Source organism: Ruegeria sp. CE8 (assembly GCF_056537465.1).
Genome location: NZ_JBQFRP010000017.1, coordinates 26693 through 44609, shown reverse-complemented (window position 1 = coordinate 44609; position 17917 = coordinate 26693). Strand labels below are relative to the sequence as shown.

15 protein-coding genes are annotated in these 17917 nt (G+C 53.1%); 7 read left to right on the top strand and 8 right to left on the bottom strand.

Annotated features, from left to right (window positions below; genetic code table 11):
- Positions 1 to 39: 39 nt before the first annotated feature.
- Together ACR0AA_RS21560 and ACR0AA_RS21555 are read left to right on the top strand one after the other, a co-directional pair.
- Entirely contained in the window at positions 40 to 7056 is a 7017-nt protein-coding gene (locus ACR0AA_RS21560; RefSeq protein WP_480757331.1) for a two-partner secretion domain-containing protein, read from the top strand.
- 1 nt (position 7057) lies between these two features.
- Complete coding sequence (locus ACR0AA_RS21555) at positions 7058 to 7495, top strand: hypothetical protein (protein ID WP_480665856.1); 438 nt, start codon at positions 7058 to 7060, stop codon at positions 7493 to 7495.
- A 27-nt stretch (positions 7496 to 7522) separates the two neighbouring features.
- Here the strand turns inward: ACR0AA_RS21555 and ACR0AA_RS21550 are convergent, their stop codons facing one another.
- Positions 7523 to 7705, bottom strand: coding sequence for a hypothetical protein (locus ACR0AA_RS21550; RefSeq protein WP_480665855.1), 183 nt, complete (start codon positions 7703 to 7705; stop codon positions 7523 to 7525).
- A gap of 576 nt (positions 7706 to 8281) precedes the next feature.
- Between ACR0AA_RS21550 and ACR0AA_RS21545 the strand changes: the two genes are divergently transcribed.
- Both ACR0AA_RS21545 and ACR0AA_RS21540 read left to right on the top strand, forming a co-directional pair.
- Complete coding sequence (locus ACR0AA_RS21545) at positions 8282 to 8653, top strand: hypothetical protein (RefSeq protein WP_480665854.1); 372 nt, start codon at positions 8282 to 8284, stop codon at positions 8651 to 8653.
- Positions 8654 to 8730: 77 nt separating this feature from the next.
- A complete protein-coding gene (locus ACR0AA_RS21540) occupies positions 8731 to 8997 on the top strand; it encodes a DUF7660 family protein (RefSeq protein ID WP_480757328.1) in 267 nt (88 codons plus the stop codon).
- A gap of 662 nt (positions 8998 to 9659) precedes the next feature.
- Here ACR0AA_RS21540 and ACR0AA_RS21535 read toward each other — a convergent pair.
- Positions 9660 to 9911: a hypothetical protein gene (locus ACR0AA_RS21535; protein ID WP_480757325.1), complete on the bottom strand. Its 252-nt coding sequence runs from the start codon at positions 9909 to 9911 to the stop codon at positions 9660 to 9662.
- Positions 9912 to 10166: 255 nt separating this feature from the next.
- Here ACR0AA_RS21535 and ACR0AA_RS21530 point away from each other — a divergent pair, with 255 nt between their 5' ends.
- A complete protein-coding gene (locus ACR0AA_RS21530) occupies positions 10167 to 11138 on the top strand; it encodes a hypothetical protein (RefSeq protein WP_480757323.1) in 972 nt (323 codons plus the stop codon).
- 59 nt (positions 11139 to 11197) lie between these two features.
- Here the strand turns inward: ACR0AA_RS21530 and ACR0AA_RS21525 are convergent, their stop codons facing one another.
- Positions 11198 to 12457 carry a DUF6602 domain-containing protein gene (locus ACR0AA_RS21525; RefSeq protein WP_480757321.1) on the bottom strand — a complete coding sequence of 420 codons (1260 nt, stop codon included), beginning with the start codon at positions 12455 to 12457 and terminating at the stop codon, positions 11198 to 11200.
- 116 nt (positions 12458 to 12573) lie between these two features.
- On the bottom strand, positions 12574 to 12876 hold the full coding sequence (locus ACR0AA_RS21520) for a hypothetical protein (RefSeq protein WP_480757319.1): 303 nt from the start codon (positions 12874 to 12876) through the stop codon (positions 12574 to 12576).
- A gap of 87 nt (positions 12877 to 12963) precedes the next feature.
- Here ACR0AA_RS21520 and ACR0AA_RS21515 point away from each other — a divergent pair, with 87 nt between their 5' ends.
- Positions 12964 to 13467, top strand: coding sequence for a hypothetical protein (locus ACR0AA_RS21515; RefSeq protein ID WP_480757317.1), 504 nt, complete (start codon positions 12964 to 12966; stop codon positions 13465 to 13467).
- Positions 13468 to 13516: 49 nt separating this feature from the next.
- Here the strand turns inward: ACR0AA_RS21515 and ACR0AA_RS21510 are convergent, their stop codons facing one another.
- Both ACR0AA_RS21510 and ACR0AA_RS21505 read right to left on the bottom strand, forming a co-directional pair.
- Positions 13517 to 14152, bottom strand: coding sequence for a recombinase family protein (locus tag ACR0AA_RS21510; RefSeq protein ID WP_480757315.1), 636 nt, complete (start codon positions 14150 to 14152; stop codon positions 13517 to 13519).
- A 145-nt stretch (positions 14153 to 14297) separates the two neighbouring features.
- Positions 14298 to 14678, bottom strand: coding sequence for an HNH endonuclease (locus tag ACR0AA_RS21505; RefSeq protein ID WP_480757313.1), 381 nt, complete (start codon positions 14676 to 14678; stop codon positions 14298 to 14300).
- A 460-nt stretch (positions 14679 to 15138) separates the two neighbouring features.
- On the opposite strand from ACR0AA_RS21505, the gene ACR0AA_RS21500 reads away from it, so the two are divergent.
- A complete protein-coding gene (locus ACR0AA_RS21500) occupies positions 15139 to 15318 on the top strand; it encodes a hypothetical protein (RefSeq protein ID WP_480757311.1) in 180 nt (59 codons plus the stop codon).
- Between the two features lie 180 nt (positions 15319 to 15498).
- Here the strand turns inward: ACR0AA_RS21500 and ACR0AA_RS21495 are convergent, their stop codons facing one another.
- Positions 15499 to 15921: a BRO-N domain-containing protein gene (locus ACR0AA_RS21495; protein WP_480757309.1), complete on the bottom strand. Its 423-nt coding sequence runs from the start codon at positions 15919 to 15921 to the stop codon at positions 15499 to 15501.
- A gap of 621 nt (positions 15922 to 16542) precedes the next feature.
- A complete protein-coding gene (locus ACR0AA_RS21490) occupies positions 16543 to 17898 on the bottom strand; it encodes a DUF6538 domain-containing protein (protein ID WP_480757306.1) in 1356 nt (451 codons plus the stop codon).
- Between the last annotated feature and the right edge of the window lie 19 nt (positions 17899 to 17917).

Sequence of the window (17917 nt, the reverse complement as noted above, 5' to 3'; positions counted from 1 at the left end):
GATTTCCGGCCGTTCAAAGTAATTTGGGAAGTGTTGTCCATGCGTAGAAGTGATTTTGAGAAAGTCGTTTCTTCAATTCTGACGCTGGCGCTGACGATACAACCCGCCCTGCTACATGCGCAGAACATCCAACCTGTGAACCCAAATACAGGTCCGCGTCCACATGTCGACCAGTCTCTGAACGGCACCTCCGTAATCAACATCTCGACTCCGAATGGTGCGGGCGTCAGCCACGATGTCTACACCAACTTTCAGGCTAATGACCTTATCCTGAACAACTCGGCCACGATTACCAATACGCAACTGGGCGGCGTGATCGAAGGCAACGGGAATCTGACGCCGGGACAAGAGGCCAATCTGTGGATCGGTGAGGTTGTCGGCGGCAATCAGACCCAGCTGGGCGGCATTCTCGAAGTGGCCGGAAAGCGCATGGATGTGGTGGTCGCCAACGAGTTTGGCATCACCTGCAACGGCTGTGGTTTCATCAACACAGGACGTGCGACCCTGACGACCGGAAAGCCGCATTTCGGCAGCAATGGAGCACTGACTGGGTTCGATGTACGCCGAGGCACGGTTACAATCGGGGCCGGAGGTCTGAACCCGGAAAACCGGATAGGTCTGACCGACACCAGCCGTGTCGATGTGATTGCACGAGCGGCCGCGATTTACGGCAAGATGCGTGCGGATCAGCTCAATGTCGTCGCCGGTGCCAATCAGGTGGACTATAATTGGTCCTACGATCCTGAGACCGGCGCCGTAACAGGGATCACCGAGCAGGCCGGAGAAGGTGCGGCCCCGGTGTTGGCTGTGGATGTCGCCGCTCTTGGTGGCATGTATGCCAATGCGATCCGTTTGATTGCCACCGAGAACGGCGTGGGTGTGCGTCTGAACGGGGACATGGCCTCCTCGACCAATATCGCGCTGCGGGCTGACGGGCAGCTGACGCTGGGTGCTCCTGCTGGTGGTCACACACCGCAAATTCGTGCGGGCGGTCGCATTCAGGTCCGCAACCAGGGACCAATCCTTCTTGAAGGCGCGATCACTTCCGAGAGCGGCGCTCTGATCGACATCAGAACCAGCAACGGAGACCTGACCTTCAACGGTCAGGCAGCGGGCGGTGCAATCCGTCTGGAAAGCGCCGGTATGCTGAACATCTCCGGCGCGATTGTTGCGCGCGAGGCGTTTGAGGCAGCATCAACCGGTGCTTCCGTAGCGCTGAACGGCACGTCGGAAATCTTCGCACAGTCCATTGATGTGAATGCGCTGACACAGCTGACATTCGACGGAAAGGCAGCTGCCCTTGAAACAGCTTCGCTGACGGCCGGAACCGAGCTTAGAACAGGTGCCAGCTCAGAACTGGTCGCGGAATCTGCGGCTCTTACCGGGGGTGACGCTCGGATTGAAGGCCAGGTGCAGGCACTTGAAAACCTGACCATTGAAGCGACAGACGGGAGCGTCGACCACAGGGGCACTTCTCGCGGGCAAGCTGTCACAATAACAGGTGAAGACGTTCAAACGAGCGATGGATCACAGATCGCCGCAGTAGGTGATTTGAGCGTGACCGCTGCAGATCAAGCTAAGATCAGCGGAGAGCTCGTCGCCGGGAAGGGGCTGACGCTCAAATCCACAGCAGCCGGGATAGCCGTTGAAGCAAATGCCGAGATTCTGGGCGAGTCCCTGAATATTGAGGCACAGACTCGTATTGATTTTGATGGCAAGGCCGCCGCTCTTGAGGCAGCTTCTGTGTCGGCGGGAACCGAGCTGGCCACAGGGGCGGATTCAGAGCTGCTGGCCGACAGCGTGGCGCTCACGGGGGAAACTGCGCAGCTATCTGGTGAACTTCGGGCCGTTGATGGGCTGACGATTGAGGCAACGGTTGGCGCGGTTGAGCATAGCGGCGTGTCTCGTGGGCAGAATGTCTCGATAATTGGCGACACTGTTGAGACTGGCGATACATCGCAGATTGCTGCGGTGGATGGCCTCACGGTGACGGCAAGAGATCAGATCCTCCTCGATGGCGAACTCGCATCGGGGGCAGAGCTTGCAATCACATCGACCGGCGCGTCGGTAACCATCGAAGATGGTGCCGAACTGGTGGCGGATTCGCTCGATGTAGACGCTCAGACCCAAGTCGCTCTAAACGGACGTGCTGCGGTTCAGAACCGAGCCGAACTCAAGGCCGGAGCCTCACTCACAACCGGAGACACATCCGAGCTTGTGGCCGGATCCATTACTTTCTCCGGGACCACGGCTCAGATCGGGGGGCAAGCCGAAGCACAGGACAGTGTTTCCATCGAAGCTCGTGATGGCACACTGGAGCACTCGGGCAGATCTCGTGGGCGGTCAGTCACCCTGTCCGGTGATCGTGTGCAAACCGGGGATAGCTCGCAAATTGCAGCCATTGCAGATGTGCAGGTAACAGCAACGGATCGGGCGGTCATTGATGGCACCATGATTGCAGGCCAAAGGGCCAATCTTTCCGTGACAGCTGGAGACCTTGATCTTCAAGGGCAGATAAACGCCCGCAACACCAATATCACAATCTCCGGACAGACCAGCCTTGGTGCGGAGGCGCTGGCGGTGGGGCAGTCGGTACTGGAGCTGCAATCCGGGTCGCTGAATGGAGGTCTGAGAGACTCGCATTTTGATCAGTTGCGCGCGGGCGATGGTCTTGCGGTCACGTTGGAAACCGGTGGGCTTACTGTCGCCGCGTCAGAAAGGGTTGAGTTCGATGGAGACCTTCTGCTCGATCTCGATGGTGACCTGGAGAACCGGGGTACGATCAAAGCGAGCGGTAATCTTCAACTGCGCAGTGGGTCTGATCTGAACAACCGCGGTGGTTTGCTTAAGTCCGGCGAGACAATGCAACTAGTAGCCCGTGATGGAACGGTGCTGAACCAGTCCGGGCGTATTGAAGCAGATGGTGGTCTGGGCATCGAGGCCGAAACCTTCGTCAACCGTTACGATGGATTGCTGATTGAGCCTTCACAGCCCGGTGTTGAAGTTTTCGCAGGCACTCCGGACAACAAGACACTTACCGAAAATCTTTTCATTGATCCGGCTGACCTGAAACTATCCAGCTGTAGTCAAAGCCGCCAGAACAACTCTGGTGCAGTGTTAGGGGGAAGTTGTGCGACGATCTTCGATTTCAACGGAGTCAGATCAAACACCGGCGGCGTGACGTGGAGCTCCGGCAGCACAGTCACAACATCCGGCCCCGAGCCGGAACTCCTTTCTGGTGCTGGTATTGTCATCCAAGCGAACACGGTCATCAACGATGCAGGGCTGATCTCCGCGGAAGCTGGGGTGGAAATTGAAAGTAACCGCTTTGAGAACAGGGCATATGAGGACGACAAGGTTACTCATACAGCCACGTACACACGCCAGGAAACGGTCGAGGAGAACTTAGGCGGAGACAATGGCTGCGGGTGCCTGACACGCAGGACGGAGACTGTTGTTTATTCTCCGGTGGATCGGGCAGAGGCGGATGGCGCAAACGCAGTAACAGGTACGATTCTGGCGGGTGGAGCCGTCAATATCAGCAGCGCGACAGCGGTTGCGAATGGCGATATCCGATCCGGAACCACAAGTGTCATTTCTCCTAGAGAAAACTCCAACGTAAGCAAGGCGCCTCTACCCGATCTGATCGTCCCGGCTTCATCCCTGACACCAGTTCAGCCGGATGTTCTGGACCTGCCGGCGCTGGCACCGGTTCAACCGAATGTGGTGAACTTGCCGTCTCTCGACCCGGTGCAACCTGAGCTTCAGACACTGGCAAATCTGGATGCCTTGATTGGTGAGGGTCGCACCAGTTTTGGAACAACACCGGTTTCCTATGAGGAATTGCTCTCCTCTGACTATTTCCTGGACCGTTTACAGATTCAGAATGAGCTGTTCCAAAACATCAACCGGCCCACCGAATGGAATGGATATCAAAGCGACGGCGTAAGCTTTGACGGTGAAAACGCAGTCCAAACACCTGGCTCAGAGTTTGTCGGGTTCGGCGACCGGTTTGGCTTGTCCGAAAGCGGAGTGTTGGCATCGCTGGATAAAGCCAATGCATCCGAAAGTGGTGATCTGAAGATTACGGCCGGCAGCATCACGGGTTCAGGTGGGTCGCTGATTGCAGAAGGCGGCTCTCTGTCCCTGACGTCGTTCGGCAACATTGATTTTGAAGACACCGAACTTGGTGGAGACCTGATTAATATCCTCACAGGCGGAGATTTCTCCGGCAAAGCGCTGGTGATCAGATCAAGCTCTGACACATCGATATTTGCCGCCGGAAACGTCACCATCGAAGGACTGGCGCAAACAGAAGAATATTACACCAACACAAGCGTCACTAAGATCACCGAGAATCTTGCCTCGCGCTTTGACGTGGGTGGTGACCTGTCGATCATCTCCTCTGCTGACATGACACTGGCCGGTGTTCAGGCCCAGGTCACAGGGGACACGCGGCTGACTGCGGGTGGCAGCCTTTACCTGCTCGCCGAGCAATCCGGCGTGCAATACAGTGAGGGCGATGCGAAGAATGGCACGGATCGCCTGACCCTGACCGCCCAGGTTACACAACTGTCTACAGGTGGGGACTTTAGCGCCAATGCGGGCGGAGACGCAGTACTGGTCGGTACACAGATTGATGCGGGTGGAAAGGCACATCTGGCAGCGGCTGGCGATGTAGTTCTGGCTGCGGCGCAGGACATAGCTAAATCGGAAACCCGCAAAACCAGCAGAGGGTTCCTGTCGAAGAAGAAGGAGACGCGATCTACGCTTGCCGTCACCAACCGCGGAGTCGGGATCACAGCAGGTGGTGACATCGAGGTTATCGCCGAGACAGGTGACCTGACCACTGCAGGGACAGAGTTCGCCAGCGCATCAGGTGATATCAACCTCACTGCGACTGAAGGCAACATCCTTGTCGGAACCTACACCGATGTGTTTGAAGAGACGCATACCAAAGAGAAGAGTTACCTCGGTGGGCTGCTGAGCAAATCCAGCCAGCTGCACACAGTCGATCACATCAACACCGGCACAGATGCGTTGGCAGCGCTCGATCTCAGCATCGTGTCCGGCTCAGACACCACTTTGGTCGGCGCAACGCTTTCAGCTGGTCAGAACCTGAACATCACAACCGGTGGTAATTTCTCGGTTCAGGCCGCCATCGACAGCCACCGTTCCGAGTTCTTCGAGACCGACATGGGTCTGGTCACCATGACCACGATCACCGAGACCATCTTTACGGAAACGGCCGTGTTGACCGAATTGCTTGCCGGGCAAGGGATGAGTTACGACATCGGCGGTGATGCTGAGTTGGTGGTGTATCAAACCGCAGGTGTTGATGCGCCCAACCCGCAGGATCTCTATCCTGAGGAACTTCTAGCCATCGACGGTCTGGAGCTGATCAGCCAGGAACTGGCGGATGAGTATTTCTACGAAGAGAAAACTCAGCTCTCGCCCGCGTTCAAGGCGCTCGTTGCGATAGTTGTAAGTGCCTACGTTCCGGGCCTTGGCACATCCTTGGGTTTCGCAGAGGGGACGTTCGCGGTCGGTTCGTTAAACGCATTTGGGAATTCTGTCCTGCTTGGCTCTGTTGACGGCGTTGTGTCAGGTGAGTTCGATCTCGGAGAAATTCTTGAAACCGCATCAATCCAGGCATTGTCGGCAGGGCTAACAACCGCAATCGATATTAGTGATCTTGGAATAAATCTGGGAGAAGGTGCGAACGGTAGCCTTATTCCAAATTTTGGAAGTGGACAGATATCGGTCGAAGGTTTGCTTGAAACAGGACTGGATGGTGTCATCACGTCCGGGATCAACTCGGCAGCATACGGGACAGACTTTGGCGATGGTGTGCTGAATACTGTTGTTAGCTATGTCGCCAATGGTGTCGCGGGATCTGCAATTGAAGAGGTTTCCACGAAGTACGGTCATGTTGGCTTCTCGGTTGAGAAAACTGTGGCAAAAGCGCTTATCAACTGCGTTGCTGCCGAAGCAAATGGTGCTGACTGCGCATCTGGTGCCGTGGGCACAATTGTAACCGACCTGCTCACTGATGGGCAAAACCCGTTGACGGCAGATGATGACCTAGACAAGCGCATCGAAGTTTCAGCAGCTATTATTGGTGTGCTTTTCTCCGGTGGCGAAGCCGAAAATGTATACGCGACCAGCAATGCAGCCCAACTCGATTTCCAAAACAATTTCGAGGGATGGGGCATGGCTATCGTTGTTCTGAGCGACAAGGCGGAACAGGAATGCCTAGCCGCCGGAGGAGCTTCCGCGGCTTGCGGTGCCCTTGGTGATCAGGTTGCAATGGACCTCATCGAGACAACAGCCGACGTTTCAGCTGAAACAGCCAAAGCACTTGTCGACTTCATTCCTGTTATCGGGGACGTAAAGGGGGCATACGAATGCATCTCGTCCCCTTCTGCAACAACGTGTGGAGGAGCCTTTGTTGGCCTGGTTCCAGGAGTAGGCGACGTAGGCGCGGTTCTGCTAAAAAAGGGTGACGAGGTTATTGCGGTTGTACGCAAGGGAGACGGGAAACTGGAGGTTGCTCCTGCTACACCCGACCAGATATCTTCAGCTACAAATAGAACGATGCCAAGTGGTAGTCCTTATTCTCAAGCGGACTACGACGCTTATGTTCAGCGAAAGTTGGATGCAGGTGAAACCCCACGCTCACCAGAGGATTACGTTCAAAGGCGCCAGCAGTTGGATCAAAATCGTGCAGATGGAACCCGTCGACAAGAGCAGTATCGACAGGAAATGGCCGATATCCATGGTGAAGAAAACGTTTTGACAGAGCGCTTTCTACGCGACGCGAATGGAGATGTTGTACGTGATCCGGTGACAGGTGAAGGGCGGCGCTTGGATTGCGTTGTCGTCAATGGACAGTGTGGATATGCTGCGGAAGTGACTAGTCCGACAGCGGACAAGGGTGCGCAAATTGCCAAAGAGGAAAATATTCGTGATGCGGGCGGCGTATATGTTCAAAACCCAAGAACAGGCGAGTTAGTTGAAGTGGAAAACACTTCAGAAGTAATAAGGTTGGAATAAAATGGCTGAACGAGACCTTACCTTGATTTCGGCAAAGCGTTATCTGTCTCGCAAAGAGCTCATTCGCGTTGATAAAGAAACCAAAGAGCGCATCACGAAACCGCTCTACACTTTCGATCAAGTCATCTACTATCTGTATGTTCCCACAAAGTTCTTGCAAGAAAACGCACTTTTGACGCGGAGGCTTGTAGATGGGCCGGAGAGCATTTCAGAAACATTTGAGTTGCGCAAAAGTGACTTAACTGAGTTGGGATATGAGCTTTTCCGAACGGCTCATTCGAAATGGCTTGGCGCACTTGACCGTAAAGCCGTTGGGAAAGCCGTTGATGCTACGGATGCTGAGGGAATACGGCAGGAATGGTTGCGTTCATCCAAAGCGGATCAAATCTTCAAAAATCACCTGAAAAAGCTGAAAGAAGCCCATCCGAATTTGAAATGACTATGAGATGGCAGAGGCAGTCACCACTCACCGCTCCAACTCCTGTGCCACGTTCATCAGCTTCAGTTCAATTGTGATGCATTCGACCAAATCTTGGATTTCTTGGTGTGCGTGGTTGATATTGACAGCGTATGATTTGCCGATGAAGGTGGCGAGGATGGCTTTTGTGACCGCTAACTGCTTAGCACACATATGGGTTTTCTGCGTCATATCATTGGCTTGATCGTTGTGCTTCTGTTCTCAATTTTGAGCGTGTCATCGTTGGCGTCAATAGAGGAGGCACGGTACATTACATTGACCCGCAGCTCGGTAGCATTGTTGATCTAAAGTCAAACTTAACAGTTATACCAGGTTATCGTTGATGGAACGACGCGAACTAACTTTTTCGGAAATCCGAACTCTAGCAATACACGCTGGAGAAAATGAATGGTGTGAATTTATCACGAACCAGCAAGAAATACTTGGGACTCAATGTATCGGCTACGGTCGCGCGTGGATGTTCTTTCGTCACTCGGACATTGAGATTCCTGAGCACGCTAATATGCGTAAATGTGCCATCGTTGTAAGCAAATACGGCGAGGTAAGGAAGACAGCTGACTTTTCACCAGATTACAACGAATGCATGATGTATCTAAAAACTATGTCAGAACACTTTGAAGAGCGAAACCTATAAGCGGTGGGGGAAACTTCCAGTTTCTGTGAAAGAAGTTGGTCAGATCTACCTCAAAGCTCAAAAAATGCTCTGATCAAAGCCAGTTTGTTCAAGCCAAATGGTAAGCCAATAAAATGAAGTACGAAACACCTACCAAACGATCACTAAACGAAATTAAATCGGCCTTACTGGAGAAAGGTCTGACCGATGAGGAAGTCTCCGGCCTGGTTTTGTCAGCCATCTATTACGTTGAACCCAGTGCTGCTGCTGACATCTTGTTCGATCAATTTAAAGCTGCGAAAGTTGAAAACAAAGCTAATTTAATGGTTTTGTTTAATACTTTCTACGACATACACAAAACAACTTACAGAATTGAAGAAGGCGTGAATTTGTTGAAAGCGTTTCAGATTGAAGTCCCCGAGTTGTTTGATCGAATACAGTTTGTAATTGACGATGTGCTCTGGGTAAAAAACTGTGTCGTCGGGATGGGTAGGAAAGCAATTTGAGGCCGGTGTGAGGATCCCAGCCAAACGAGCCAAACCCTCCTGATTAGAAAGATTCTAGGTTTAAATTTTGATAATTAATGAAGGGCAGGAAATTTAAGTCAGAAGAAAATAACCGTGCTGTCGAAATCAAAACCGCAAGAGACTTCTGTAATGCACTGAATATTTTGTTGCGTGATCCTGAGTTTCCTGAAGAAAACTTGAATACCAAGTCTTTTGTGGAGGCAATGCAGGCATGGCTGCTAGCTTTCGAGGGGCGCAATAGCCTCTTCGATCAGCCTTGCGAGGAATACATCACGTGGGCCGACTTGTATAAGTTGCTTCAAGCGGCGGCAGTGTACGAGTAGACTTTAGGTAAGCCCTACGGTTCAACATTCTCCTTTGGCTTTCTGACCTCTGCGAAAAAGATAAAACCCGCTACCGAAAGGCAACGGGTTATCTTGCGGCGATAAGGGAAGATGTTGCTCACACCCGCGAACCTCAATGCCATTCGTGGCAAATTTAGATGAGGAATCTGACAAATGCCAACTCGCGGTGCGCAGAGCTATGAATGCAACGATAGAGTTCCGCAGGTGCAGCAATGGTGGCATGGGGTTCTCTTTAGTTCACTGCACAGCGAACTTAGTTCCGTTTCGGCCACAAAGGAAAGTTCTGCTGCCGAAAAGGAAGAACTATGGTTGGCGGATCAGGTAAGATTTGGTGGAGCCTAGGGGATGCGATCCTGAGGTGATAGGTTTCAATTAAATCAGTGAGTTACATGTATTCAATTTCTTGCGCTGTAACAAGTCACTGTAGCACTTTCCGATCACCACTGCTTATCTGCTGGAACGCCAAGCTCTCACCTTGTCATTAAAATCGGGACCGGCACTTAGCCCCCAGAGGACCCCGATCCCGACAAAAACGAAGACCCCGGGAACGGCCACAAACGGGCCTCCGACGATACCTGTCCCACCGCCTATCAAGAAGCCGATCAACCCGCCTGTGATAGCACCAACCACCCGAGACTTTCTCACTGTCCACTTTCCTGTTTTGAGCGTAGCGACTTGCTGATCTCAACTAAGATACCCAGCGCCACGCCAACGAAAATAGCGATCATTCCCTCGTTGATTGCCTCACCAGTGTTTGCAGCGGCCAGAATTTGTCGGGCTGCGGCTTCGTTGTCTTCTGCTCCAAATGCCAACAGAAACCCTACTACCACCCGAAATCCCCCGAGTACCAGCAAGAGCCATGCGATTATTGATCCTAGTTTTGTAAATGTCATGCCTGTTTCTCGTTCCATAATTTCCAGCCTGTTCGAGGCGAGGCTCGGCAACTTGTGCTTGCAATTGCCTGTATCAACCACCTGAGTTACATGTGCAATCCGTTCAACTGGCCCGAATGAAACGCAGCTGTGGTCTCCGGCTAGTGGTGTGCAATGCGGTTTGCAAATCTGCCAAATTTGCTTTCCTACTGTCCTCGTAGATTGAATGTCGCTAACCACATTTTGATTGAGATAAGATTTGACGGGAGCAGTTAAGTGGCCGGAAATGCGGAAACTGAAGATGGCACCATTCCTCGTCCACCCCAAAAAGTCCTCGATACAGTATTTGAACAGGTCTTGGTAATTACGCCTGAGCCAATTCTGGAGCCACTTGCGTCAGCCTCGAAGGGTGGGGAACCGTGGCGAGATAGTATTTTAGCAGCAGAGGCCGGACTGCGAAGCGTAATCAGTGCGGCATCGCTTCCATTTTGGCTCATAAATCACTCTGTGTTTGAGCGTCACTTTGATCGTCTGCACATGGCACAGCGCATTAGCAGTCTGAAAGGCATACCTCCGGGCAGCGGGCTTACAAAGGCGCACGAGGAAACAGCTTGGGCTGAAGCTAAGCAACAAATGGACGAGTTCGCCAATAGCAGTCTTGGTGGTGAGACGTTACGCAATGCGACCCTTCTTGAAATGTTTCAGCATTTGCAATCAGATGAGGTAAAGGCCGCCGCTAGAGAACAGCTTGTCCAAACTCTAATTTCTACATGGACCGTGTTCGAGAGTTTCGCCCGATCTTTTGCTATCCATTGGATTAATGAAGACCCGTCAAGAGCAGCCCCTGTCATTTCATCGCCAGACTTACGCGATTTCTTCGGCAAACAGACTGTGGATTTCAAAACGATTGGCGACCACGGTTTCAACCTTTCTCAGTCGATGGGGTCAGTGCTTTTCCACGGGAGGCGTCTTGACAACCTCAAGGCGATCAAAGGAGTGATGAAGGCGATATTCAACGACGAAGAAGTCCAAAAAAATCTTAGTAGCGATCTTTGGATACTAAATCAGAGACGCAACCTTTTCGTTCACAACAGGGGTGTTGTCGATGAGCATTACTTGGCGCAAACTGGTGAGAGCCTCGCACTGGGTAGGCAACTCACTTTGACAAGTGTTGACGTGGAGAGGCACCTTCGTTCCGTTCAGTCAGCGGTACTCAATATTTCTAAAGCCGCTGTCGTACACAATTGAACCGAAGCAAGCTCCAATCAGATTCTCCGCTTAAATTAAGCTCTACGCTCGGAAGGGTTTTAGGCTCTTTCAGAAACCCACAAATTTAATAAGTCAGAGTTATCCGATGCCCAAATCTGTCCGTCGGGTGTCACCACAGTATGTATTGTATCGCAGATAGAACGAGCCACACGCGATGAGACCCAAGAAAAAAGCCGCGCATCGACCAACTGGGCTGCAAATGCCTCCAAGTCCACCTCAGCTTCCTTAGCCGCTTCGAGTAACTTTTCGTTATCTAAATCGAGGCTTCCTTCTACAATAGACAATTGGAGCAGAGCGCTCTGCTCCACCGATAGCGCGAAAGGAGACCACTCGCTCTTTTCCCGCTCGGCAAGTTGCTTACTGGAGAGCGACTTAGCGTAATACATCCATCCACGCTGTTGTCCTCGGACAACGAACTTGCCTGTAAGCAACGGTGCGATAGCTTCGACACTAAGGTTGTCATCTACAGGAAACTTAGCACGAAAATGGTTGGCCAACCGCGTCCAAATCAACTCCAGAAGCAGTTCAAATGGTGCTTTGGACGTGGAGCCAAATAAGTCCCATTCGCCGGAATCACGGATCGGAGCCAAATACGGATGCCCGGTTAGCTTGATGATAGCGTTTTTGCGGCAGATGATCAGGTTGGGGAGCAGACCGGGGCCTGCAACACCACCCCGTATTGCCTCTACCACATCGAGAAATGCTGCCCTGAGGCCTGACTCATCAACGTAGCCTTCGTAGCCGAAGACAACCCGTACAGGTGCCAATTGCTCATGCGCAATTATCCGCAGTATCTCGCCTCCCTGACTTTCTAAGTCTTCCAATTCGTTGGGATATGGAGAGCGACCCATTGTTCTTGCAAAGGCTTGCACTGATGGGCCGAGGTGAGCTTGCATGTTTGAGGAGCGCAACAGCTCCATCTGTAGCTCAGACACACGAGACATCTTGGCGATGCTGTCGGCCAGTTCGGTCGCGTATAAGTTCTTCTTCACCTCAAAGACTGCCAAGACATCATTAATTGGCCACGCCCACTTGTCCGTCTTTGGAATCCTGTGACCACTGTCACCCATGACAAGCATTGCGTCGGTTTGATTGCTGTACGTGCCGTCTGTACCCATCACGAAGCCGTCCAAAAGCTTTAGGTTTAGAGCTTCGGGTATTGCTCGTTCCAACAACTCGCGGGTCAGGCCCTCGTACATATCACCTATAGTCGGCCCGTGTTTGACTTGCTCTTCTGATAGGATCGTTACTTCTTTGGCTTGGAGCTGTTCGAGAAATTCGGCGAAGGAGGTGATCATCAGCTAACACGATCCTTTTTATACGTCCTATATCAGATAGGCGCGTTTCTTCGTGGTGAGGCAATTCCTACCTGTGACAACCTGTGACTGCTAGCGGCATTTTGGCCAAAAACGCCCTAGGCTTCGTCGTGGTCAATGTCGGGTAGTGTATGGTGGTCGAATGCCGCCAGCGGAACGAACCAAACAGCCATTACAGCTAAAGCCCACCAGCCGAAGCTCTTAGCCGCCACGAAGACCACAGGGAAAAACGCAGCGTTCCAAGCCCAGAAGAAGATGGCTTTGGCGAGCCCAGCTTTTCTTACGGTTGACCTGAAGGCTGACCAAAGCACGGTCAGGAGACCTACTGCGATCACCAGCGCAACTAGCTGAGCCAAGGGGTTGTCTGGTGAGATGAAGAAATCGGGGTCTGATGGGTCCATGTGCTTGATCTGAGTTTGTCATTTTGTTGTAAACACGAGCAAACATGCAACTCTTGCTTGTGAGATGCTAGAGCGCTGGAGACAAAATTGATAAATTCCTCCCTCCCGACGGATAACCTCTACAAATTCATGGCGATAGCTGGATTGGTAGTTTTCCTGTTTGGTGGTTACACATTCGTCACCAGCGTTCGGGACAGTCAAGCGGCTCTTTGGCAGCGACTGACAGAGACGCGTATGCTTGACTTAGAGCAAGACAGGGTCGAGAGCTGGATAGCGCGGCTGGAGGAGAGAGTTGCGTTAGCGGAAGAGGACAGCGAGGTAAGCGAACGTGCGCTTTCGAGATTGAGGGATGAACACGCGAGAATTGCAGCGAAAAACGCGACCCTCAGCATTAGGCTTACCAAAGCCGAAGAGAACAGATTGCTGGCAGCCAACGAGAACACATGGGCTTTGATCCTGCAGGTCAGCGGCTTTCTTTGTGCGAGTTTTGGGGCGCTGTTGGCGTATTTTGGTTTCTCCCTTTGGTACAAGAGAGTGCAGGTGTATCAAGACAGGGCGCTAAAGAAGGCCGCGAAAAGCGATACTCCCTAGCAGCCGTTTTCTAAGCGCCGAAAGTACAAATCAGAAGACAAACACAAGATCACAGACCCCATTTAGCCAAAGCTGTTTCCGCAGCAGCTGGGTCTTTCCTGATGCGAAGGATGGTCTGCCGAGTTAGCTTGGTTGCCTTGGCGATCTCCGACGCACCTGCACCTTTTGACAGCATGTCTACAACGTCTGTGAGCGTTTCCCTGTCGTAGCTGGGTTTCTTGCCCCGGTACTTGGTTTCGTCCTGCCGTGCAGCCTCTATACCCGCCTTCTGGGCTTCCTTTGTAGCTTCAGCCTGAGCTTGAGCGGTCGCGGCCATAAAGGCTATCAGTGCGTCCCTCACGGCTTCCTGCATTGGGTCTGTTGTTGCCCCGTCGAAGGTGAGGTTATTGATCACTGTTCGTACGACAACACCCTGTCGCATGAAGTGTCTGATCGTGTCAGTTACATCTTGGTAGTTACGTCCCAAGCGATCCACCCAGCGGACCACCAGCGTATCCCCGTGGCGCAGCTTGTCGTACAGTCGCTTCCCCTCAGGTCTTTCTTGCAGCGTAGTGCTGACACCCGAAACCCCGTGGTCGGATACTACCTCGTCGATCTCAAACCCAGCAGCCTCAGCTTGCGCTCGCTGATGGTCAAGCGTCTGGTCAGTGGTCGAAACTCGTGCGTACAGGATGGTCTTGCTCATGGTGTCCTCGTGTCCGTTTGGGTGCTGTACGTTGATAGGGGTGTACGTTGATATAAGTCAACCCTTACGGACGGCCTTTCTCGCAATGCCGATGGTGTACGTGGAGGTATACCCTTGCGGACAAAAGTTGGCCGTTGATTAGCTATCAGGCAGGCCCGACAATAGTATTGTTATGATAGCTGAGGCTTTCGTCGGAAATGCTATGGCCGACTGCTTGTCTCAAGAGTGACTTCGACAGAGTAACGCACCCAAAGTCGAGCATGGCGTGGTGGTTAGGACAAACCACAATGATGTTCTCTGGAGTGTCCGGCCCATTGTGGGGGGTGCCTAAGGGGACAATGTGATGCGCTTCGACGTATTTCTTCCCGTTTGGTAACTCGATGAAGCCACCGCAAATCTGGCATTCGTTGCGATGCAGCGCCTTCACCTTCTTGGTCATTTTTGTATCGCGGATGATGCGGTTGGATGTGACTTCAGAGCGGTCTGCTTTGCCAGCAGGATTCGGCAGTTCAATGTCGAAGGCCAACGGAGATTCCGAAATGAACGATCTGAGACCCCAAACACCCATGCCTATCCCATGAACGCTATAGAATAGGTCTCTCTCACCCAGCCAATTCGTAGAGTCTGAAGAGTTATGTTCAAGCTCCCTTCGAACAATAGCTTTGAAGGATTTGGGAAGCGAGTCTTTGTGAGTTTGGCGTATTGTGCGAACTTCGTCATACAGGTGATTTAGGCTGGCACTACCGTCCAAGTTCTTCAACGCTAGCTCGACCGCATCCCGCCAGTTCATCTCAATATGCTTGTGAAAAATCATGCGACTGCAATGCTCTAGGGAGAACACAGCATTCACTGGAGTGTCAATGACTTGATAGCTGTAACAGAGGCATTCACTTTCTTAGACTGAGGGTGAGTCACTCTGACTCAGTGCAGTTCTGGACCGTGCGACATAGCGTCCAAAGCAATCGAACTCGAACGAAGGAAGACCCATGAATACCTACACTGTCGCGCTGCCATTCATTGGTGCCATCACGATTGAAAACAACAGTTCACTGCTGCCGTACTGTCGCCCGCAGGTGGAGCGTTCAAGCGCTGGAGAGCTGACGCTGTGCACTGGGAAAGTGAAGCTGCACCTGACTCACTGGTTGGCTTATCAACGCGCTGTCTGAGGCGCATAGAGGCTGTGAGGGGTGGTGCGCTTCCCCTCTCCCTCAAGTCCGTAACAGCCCTCGTGGGTGGCTGGCAATAGACCGCCACGCTACCCCCACCTCTGGTTAATTCTCCCAGCCACACCCATGGCGCGGAGGCGAAGGGGGGAACGTTTTGTCACCGGATGTATATTGAGGCGTTCAGATTTTTGACCCCCAAAATACCGGGTCCTCGCTCAGCTCCCCTGACGCTACCTTCTCCTCGCCTGCGATATACGCCCCGTCCTTGCGTATGGCGGGAAGAACCACACGAGTGACCCAGTCTTGGAACGCGCGGGCTTCGGGTTTGTCCGAGCGCATGACAAAGCGGTACAGGCCGCTCTCAGAAACAAGCATGACCTTCCGGGTGCCGTTGCCTTTGTTCAGTTCAATCGGATTTAACTGGAATTGATCGGGAGCCAGCGCCTTGATTGCCATTGATACGTTCGGGGCTTTCGAGGTCCGTCCGAGGTAGACACCAAGCACAGTCAGCACATCACGCAGGATGAACCAAGGCTCGCCATCCATGTCGATAACGCGGATGCTGTTGCTGTTGAAATCAAAGGTGGTCAGTGCATTTCCCATTTGTCGGGGCCTTAACACTTATCCGAGAAGTGTTGACTGGGTCGGTAGCTATGTGGCGCTCAGTGACGCAAAGCATCCCACGGTTGGGGAAGCTAACGTCAGTTGAAACGACATTAGAGCGGCTGACCTGTTTGAACTCATCCGGTTCACAGGCGTAGCACACAGCGTCATACCTAAGTGAGACCGTTTCACTTTGGTCTTCGCCTCATCGCCAAGCGGCGCGTACGGGCTGAAGCTGGTGCAGGCGACAAGACACCCACCACATCAAACAAAAAGCCCCCCAACGAAAAACGCTGGAGGGTGTAGCTAAATGCCAATACCCAGCCACGGAGGCTAGGTCATCCCCTATGGCTGTAGCTATAGGGACTACGACTATGGGATATAACGGGGGAGGGGGTTAGCCACAGACAGCTACACTCAAGGCGTTGGGATAGCTATAGTATAGCGGCGGCATTTATCAATGGTGGAACCTATTTGCAAAGCATTGTTTTTAAACGATTTTACTCTCCTCAATTCTGCGCCCGAATTCCCGCCGTGTTCCGCCGTCGAAAACCACCTGCGATGAGCTGAAGCCCCCCGCCGAAAAGCGGGAGGCCCTGTTGTTATCGTGGCCGCATTGGGTCACTGATTGGCGAGGTTGCCGTAGGCTTCCATTCCTGAATGCCGTCGTCGCGCATTGCGTGACAGCTCCTGCTGCTGCGACCGCACCTGTTGCCTTATCTCAGGATACTCCTTCAGTAGCTCAGCTCTGGCTTTCTCTCGATAACCCGTGATGACCTTCTGAACCAACCGGATGCGCGGATCGACAGTGGGGTCAGACACGTCTGTGGGAAGCCGCCGATACCTGTCGCTCTCGAACAGTTTTTGCAGCCGCCCATGCAGTGTGTCACCGCCGATCTTGAGAGTACCGTGCAGCTCATTGAGCCGTGCATACTGCTCGCTGTCCAGTTCGACGCCCTGCACCTTCCTTGTGGGAGCGCTGAAGCCGTATTGCAACCCCGCCAGCCCATCCAGCACCTTGTCCTGTTTCCAGTCACTGGTGATGAACGGGTTGGATGCGGCAACAGCTTCACCAATCGCTGACAAGCTGGACGGACCCCAGCCTGACGGGTACGCAATGGGTTCGCCAGTGATCCACGAGCGCCGCGCTGGCAGGTCCTCGGACAAACCCGGCACTGTGTTGCGCAAGCTGTCCACTAGGCTGCGAACTTCCCGCATGTAAGGGTCGTGCTGCTTTCGCGCTTCCCGCATGGCACACGAGAACGGGATCATTGACGAGCCGTAGCTGTTGACTGTGGACTGACCCCACCGGGTCGGGTCTTCCATTGCCTTAACAGCGGTCTGGATACCTGTCAGGTAAGACTTGGACCCGAGGTTCTGCATCAAACCGACAGTAGCAGCGAGAGCGACGTCTTTCATGGTCATCTCGTCCAGCTCGCCGCCGATCTCCGCGACGTCAGCCGCGATGCCGAAGATCATAGCGAACGGGTCCAATCGTTTGTATTCAACATACTTGATGCCGCCGTCGTCGTTCTGAATGCGGAAGCTGTAGGGACGCCATCCGGTTTCCATCAACCGCGCTCGCTGTTGCGGGTCTTTCGGCCCGGTTCCAGTGATACGCCCGTCCAGTGCGGCCATGATGGCGCTACCCCAGATCAGACCGCCAACGACTTGTTTCCCGCGAGCTGTAGCTGCACGAGACCCGCCCGCCGCCAGTTCTTCGCGCCACGTCTTGGAAGCGTACTGCAGGCCCGGTGTGGTCTGGGCAAACTGGACGATGATGTTGGTGGGGGTACGAACAAAGGGAACAATCAGCTTCAGCCACGGGTGGCGGTTACGCACGGCTTCCGCGTGGTCCTTAGTCCTCAGCGAAAACGTTTCTTCGGTCTTCGGGTAGGTGGCTGCGATGTCTGCAGGGATGGCTGCACGGTGATAATAGACGTCGCCACGTCGATAGAGTCGGGGGTGTCCGGGCATCTTCTCAAGCGCCTTCACT

Bases quoted from the DNA above. Each gene is read 5' to 3' on its own strand.
- ACR0AA_RS21560 (WP_480757331.1), top strand. From the start codon at position 40: ATGCGTAGAAGTGATTTTGAGAAAGTCGTTTCTTCAATTCTGACGCTG.
- ACR0AA_RS21555 (WP_480665856.1), top strand. From the start codon at position 7,058: ATGGCTGAACGAGACCTTACCTTGATTTCGGCAAAGCGTTATCTGTCT.
- ACR0AA_RS21550 (WP_480665855.1), bottom strand. From the start codon at position 7,705: ATGACGCAGAAAACCCATATGTGTGCTAAGCAGTTAGCGGTCACAAAA.
- ACR0AA_RS21545 (WP_480665854.1), top strand. From the start codon at position 8,282: ATGAAGTACGAAACACCTACCAAACGATCACTAAACGAAATTAAATCG.
- ACR0AA_RS21540 (WP_480757328.1), top strand. From the start codon at position 8,731: ATGAAGGGCAGGAAATTTAAGTCAGAAGAAAATAACCGTGCTGTCGAA.
- ACR0AA_RS21535 (WP_480757325.1), bottom strand. From the start codon at position 9,911: ATGACATTTACAAAACTAGGATCAATAATCGCATGGCTCTTGCTGGTA.
- ACR0AA_RS21525 (WP_480757321.1), bottom strand. From the start codon at position 12,457: ATGATCACCTCCTTCGCCGAATTTCTCGAACAGCTCCAAGCCAAAGAA.
- ACR0AA_RS21520 (WP_480757319.1), bottom strand. From the start codon at position 12,876: ATGGACCCATCAGACCCCGATTTCTTCATCTCACCAGACAACCCCTTG.
- ACR0AA_RS21510 (WP_480757315.1), bottom strand. From the start codon at position 14,152: ATGAGCAAGACCATCCTGTACGCACGAGTTTCGACCACTGACCAGACG.
- ACR0AA_RS21500 (WP_480757311.1), top strand. From the start codon at position 15,139: ATGAATACCTACACTGTCGCGCTGCCATTCATTGGTGCCATCACGATT.
- ACR0AA_RS21495 (WP_480757309.1), bottom strand. From the start codon at position 15,921: ATGGGAAATGCACTGACCACCTTTGATTTCAACAGCAACAGCATCCGC.
- ACR0AA_RS21490 (WP_480757306.1), bottom strand. From the start codon at position 17,898: ATGCCCGGACACCCCCGACTCTATCGACGTGGCGACGTCTATTATCAC.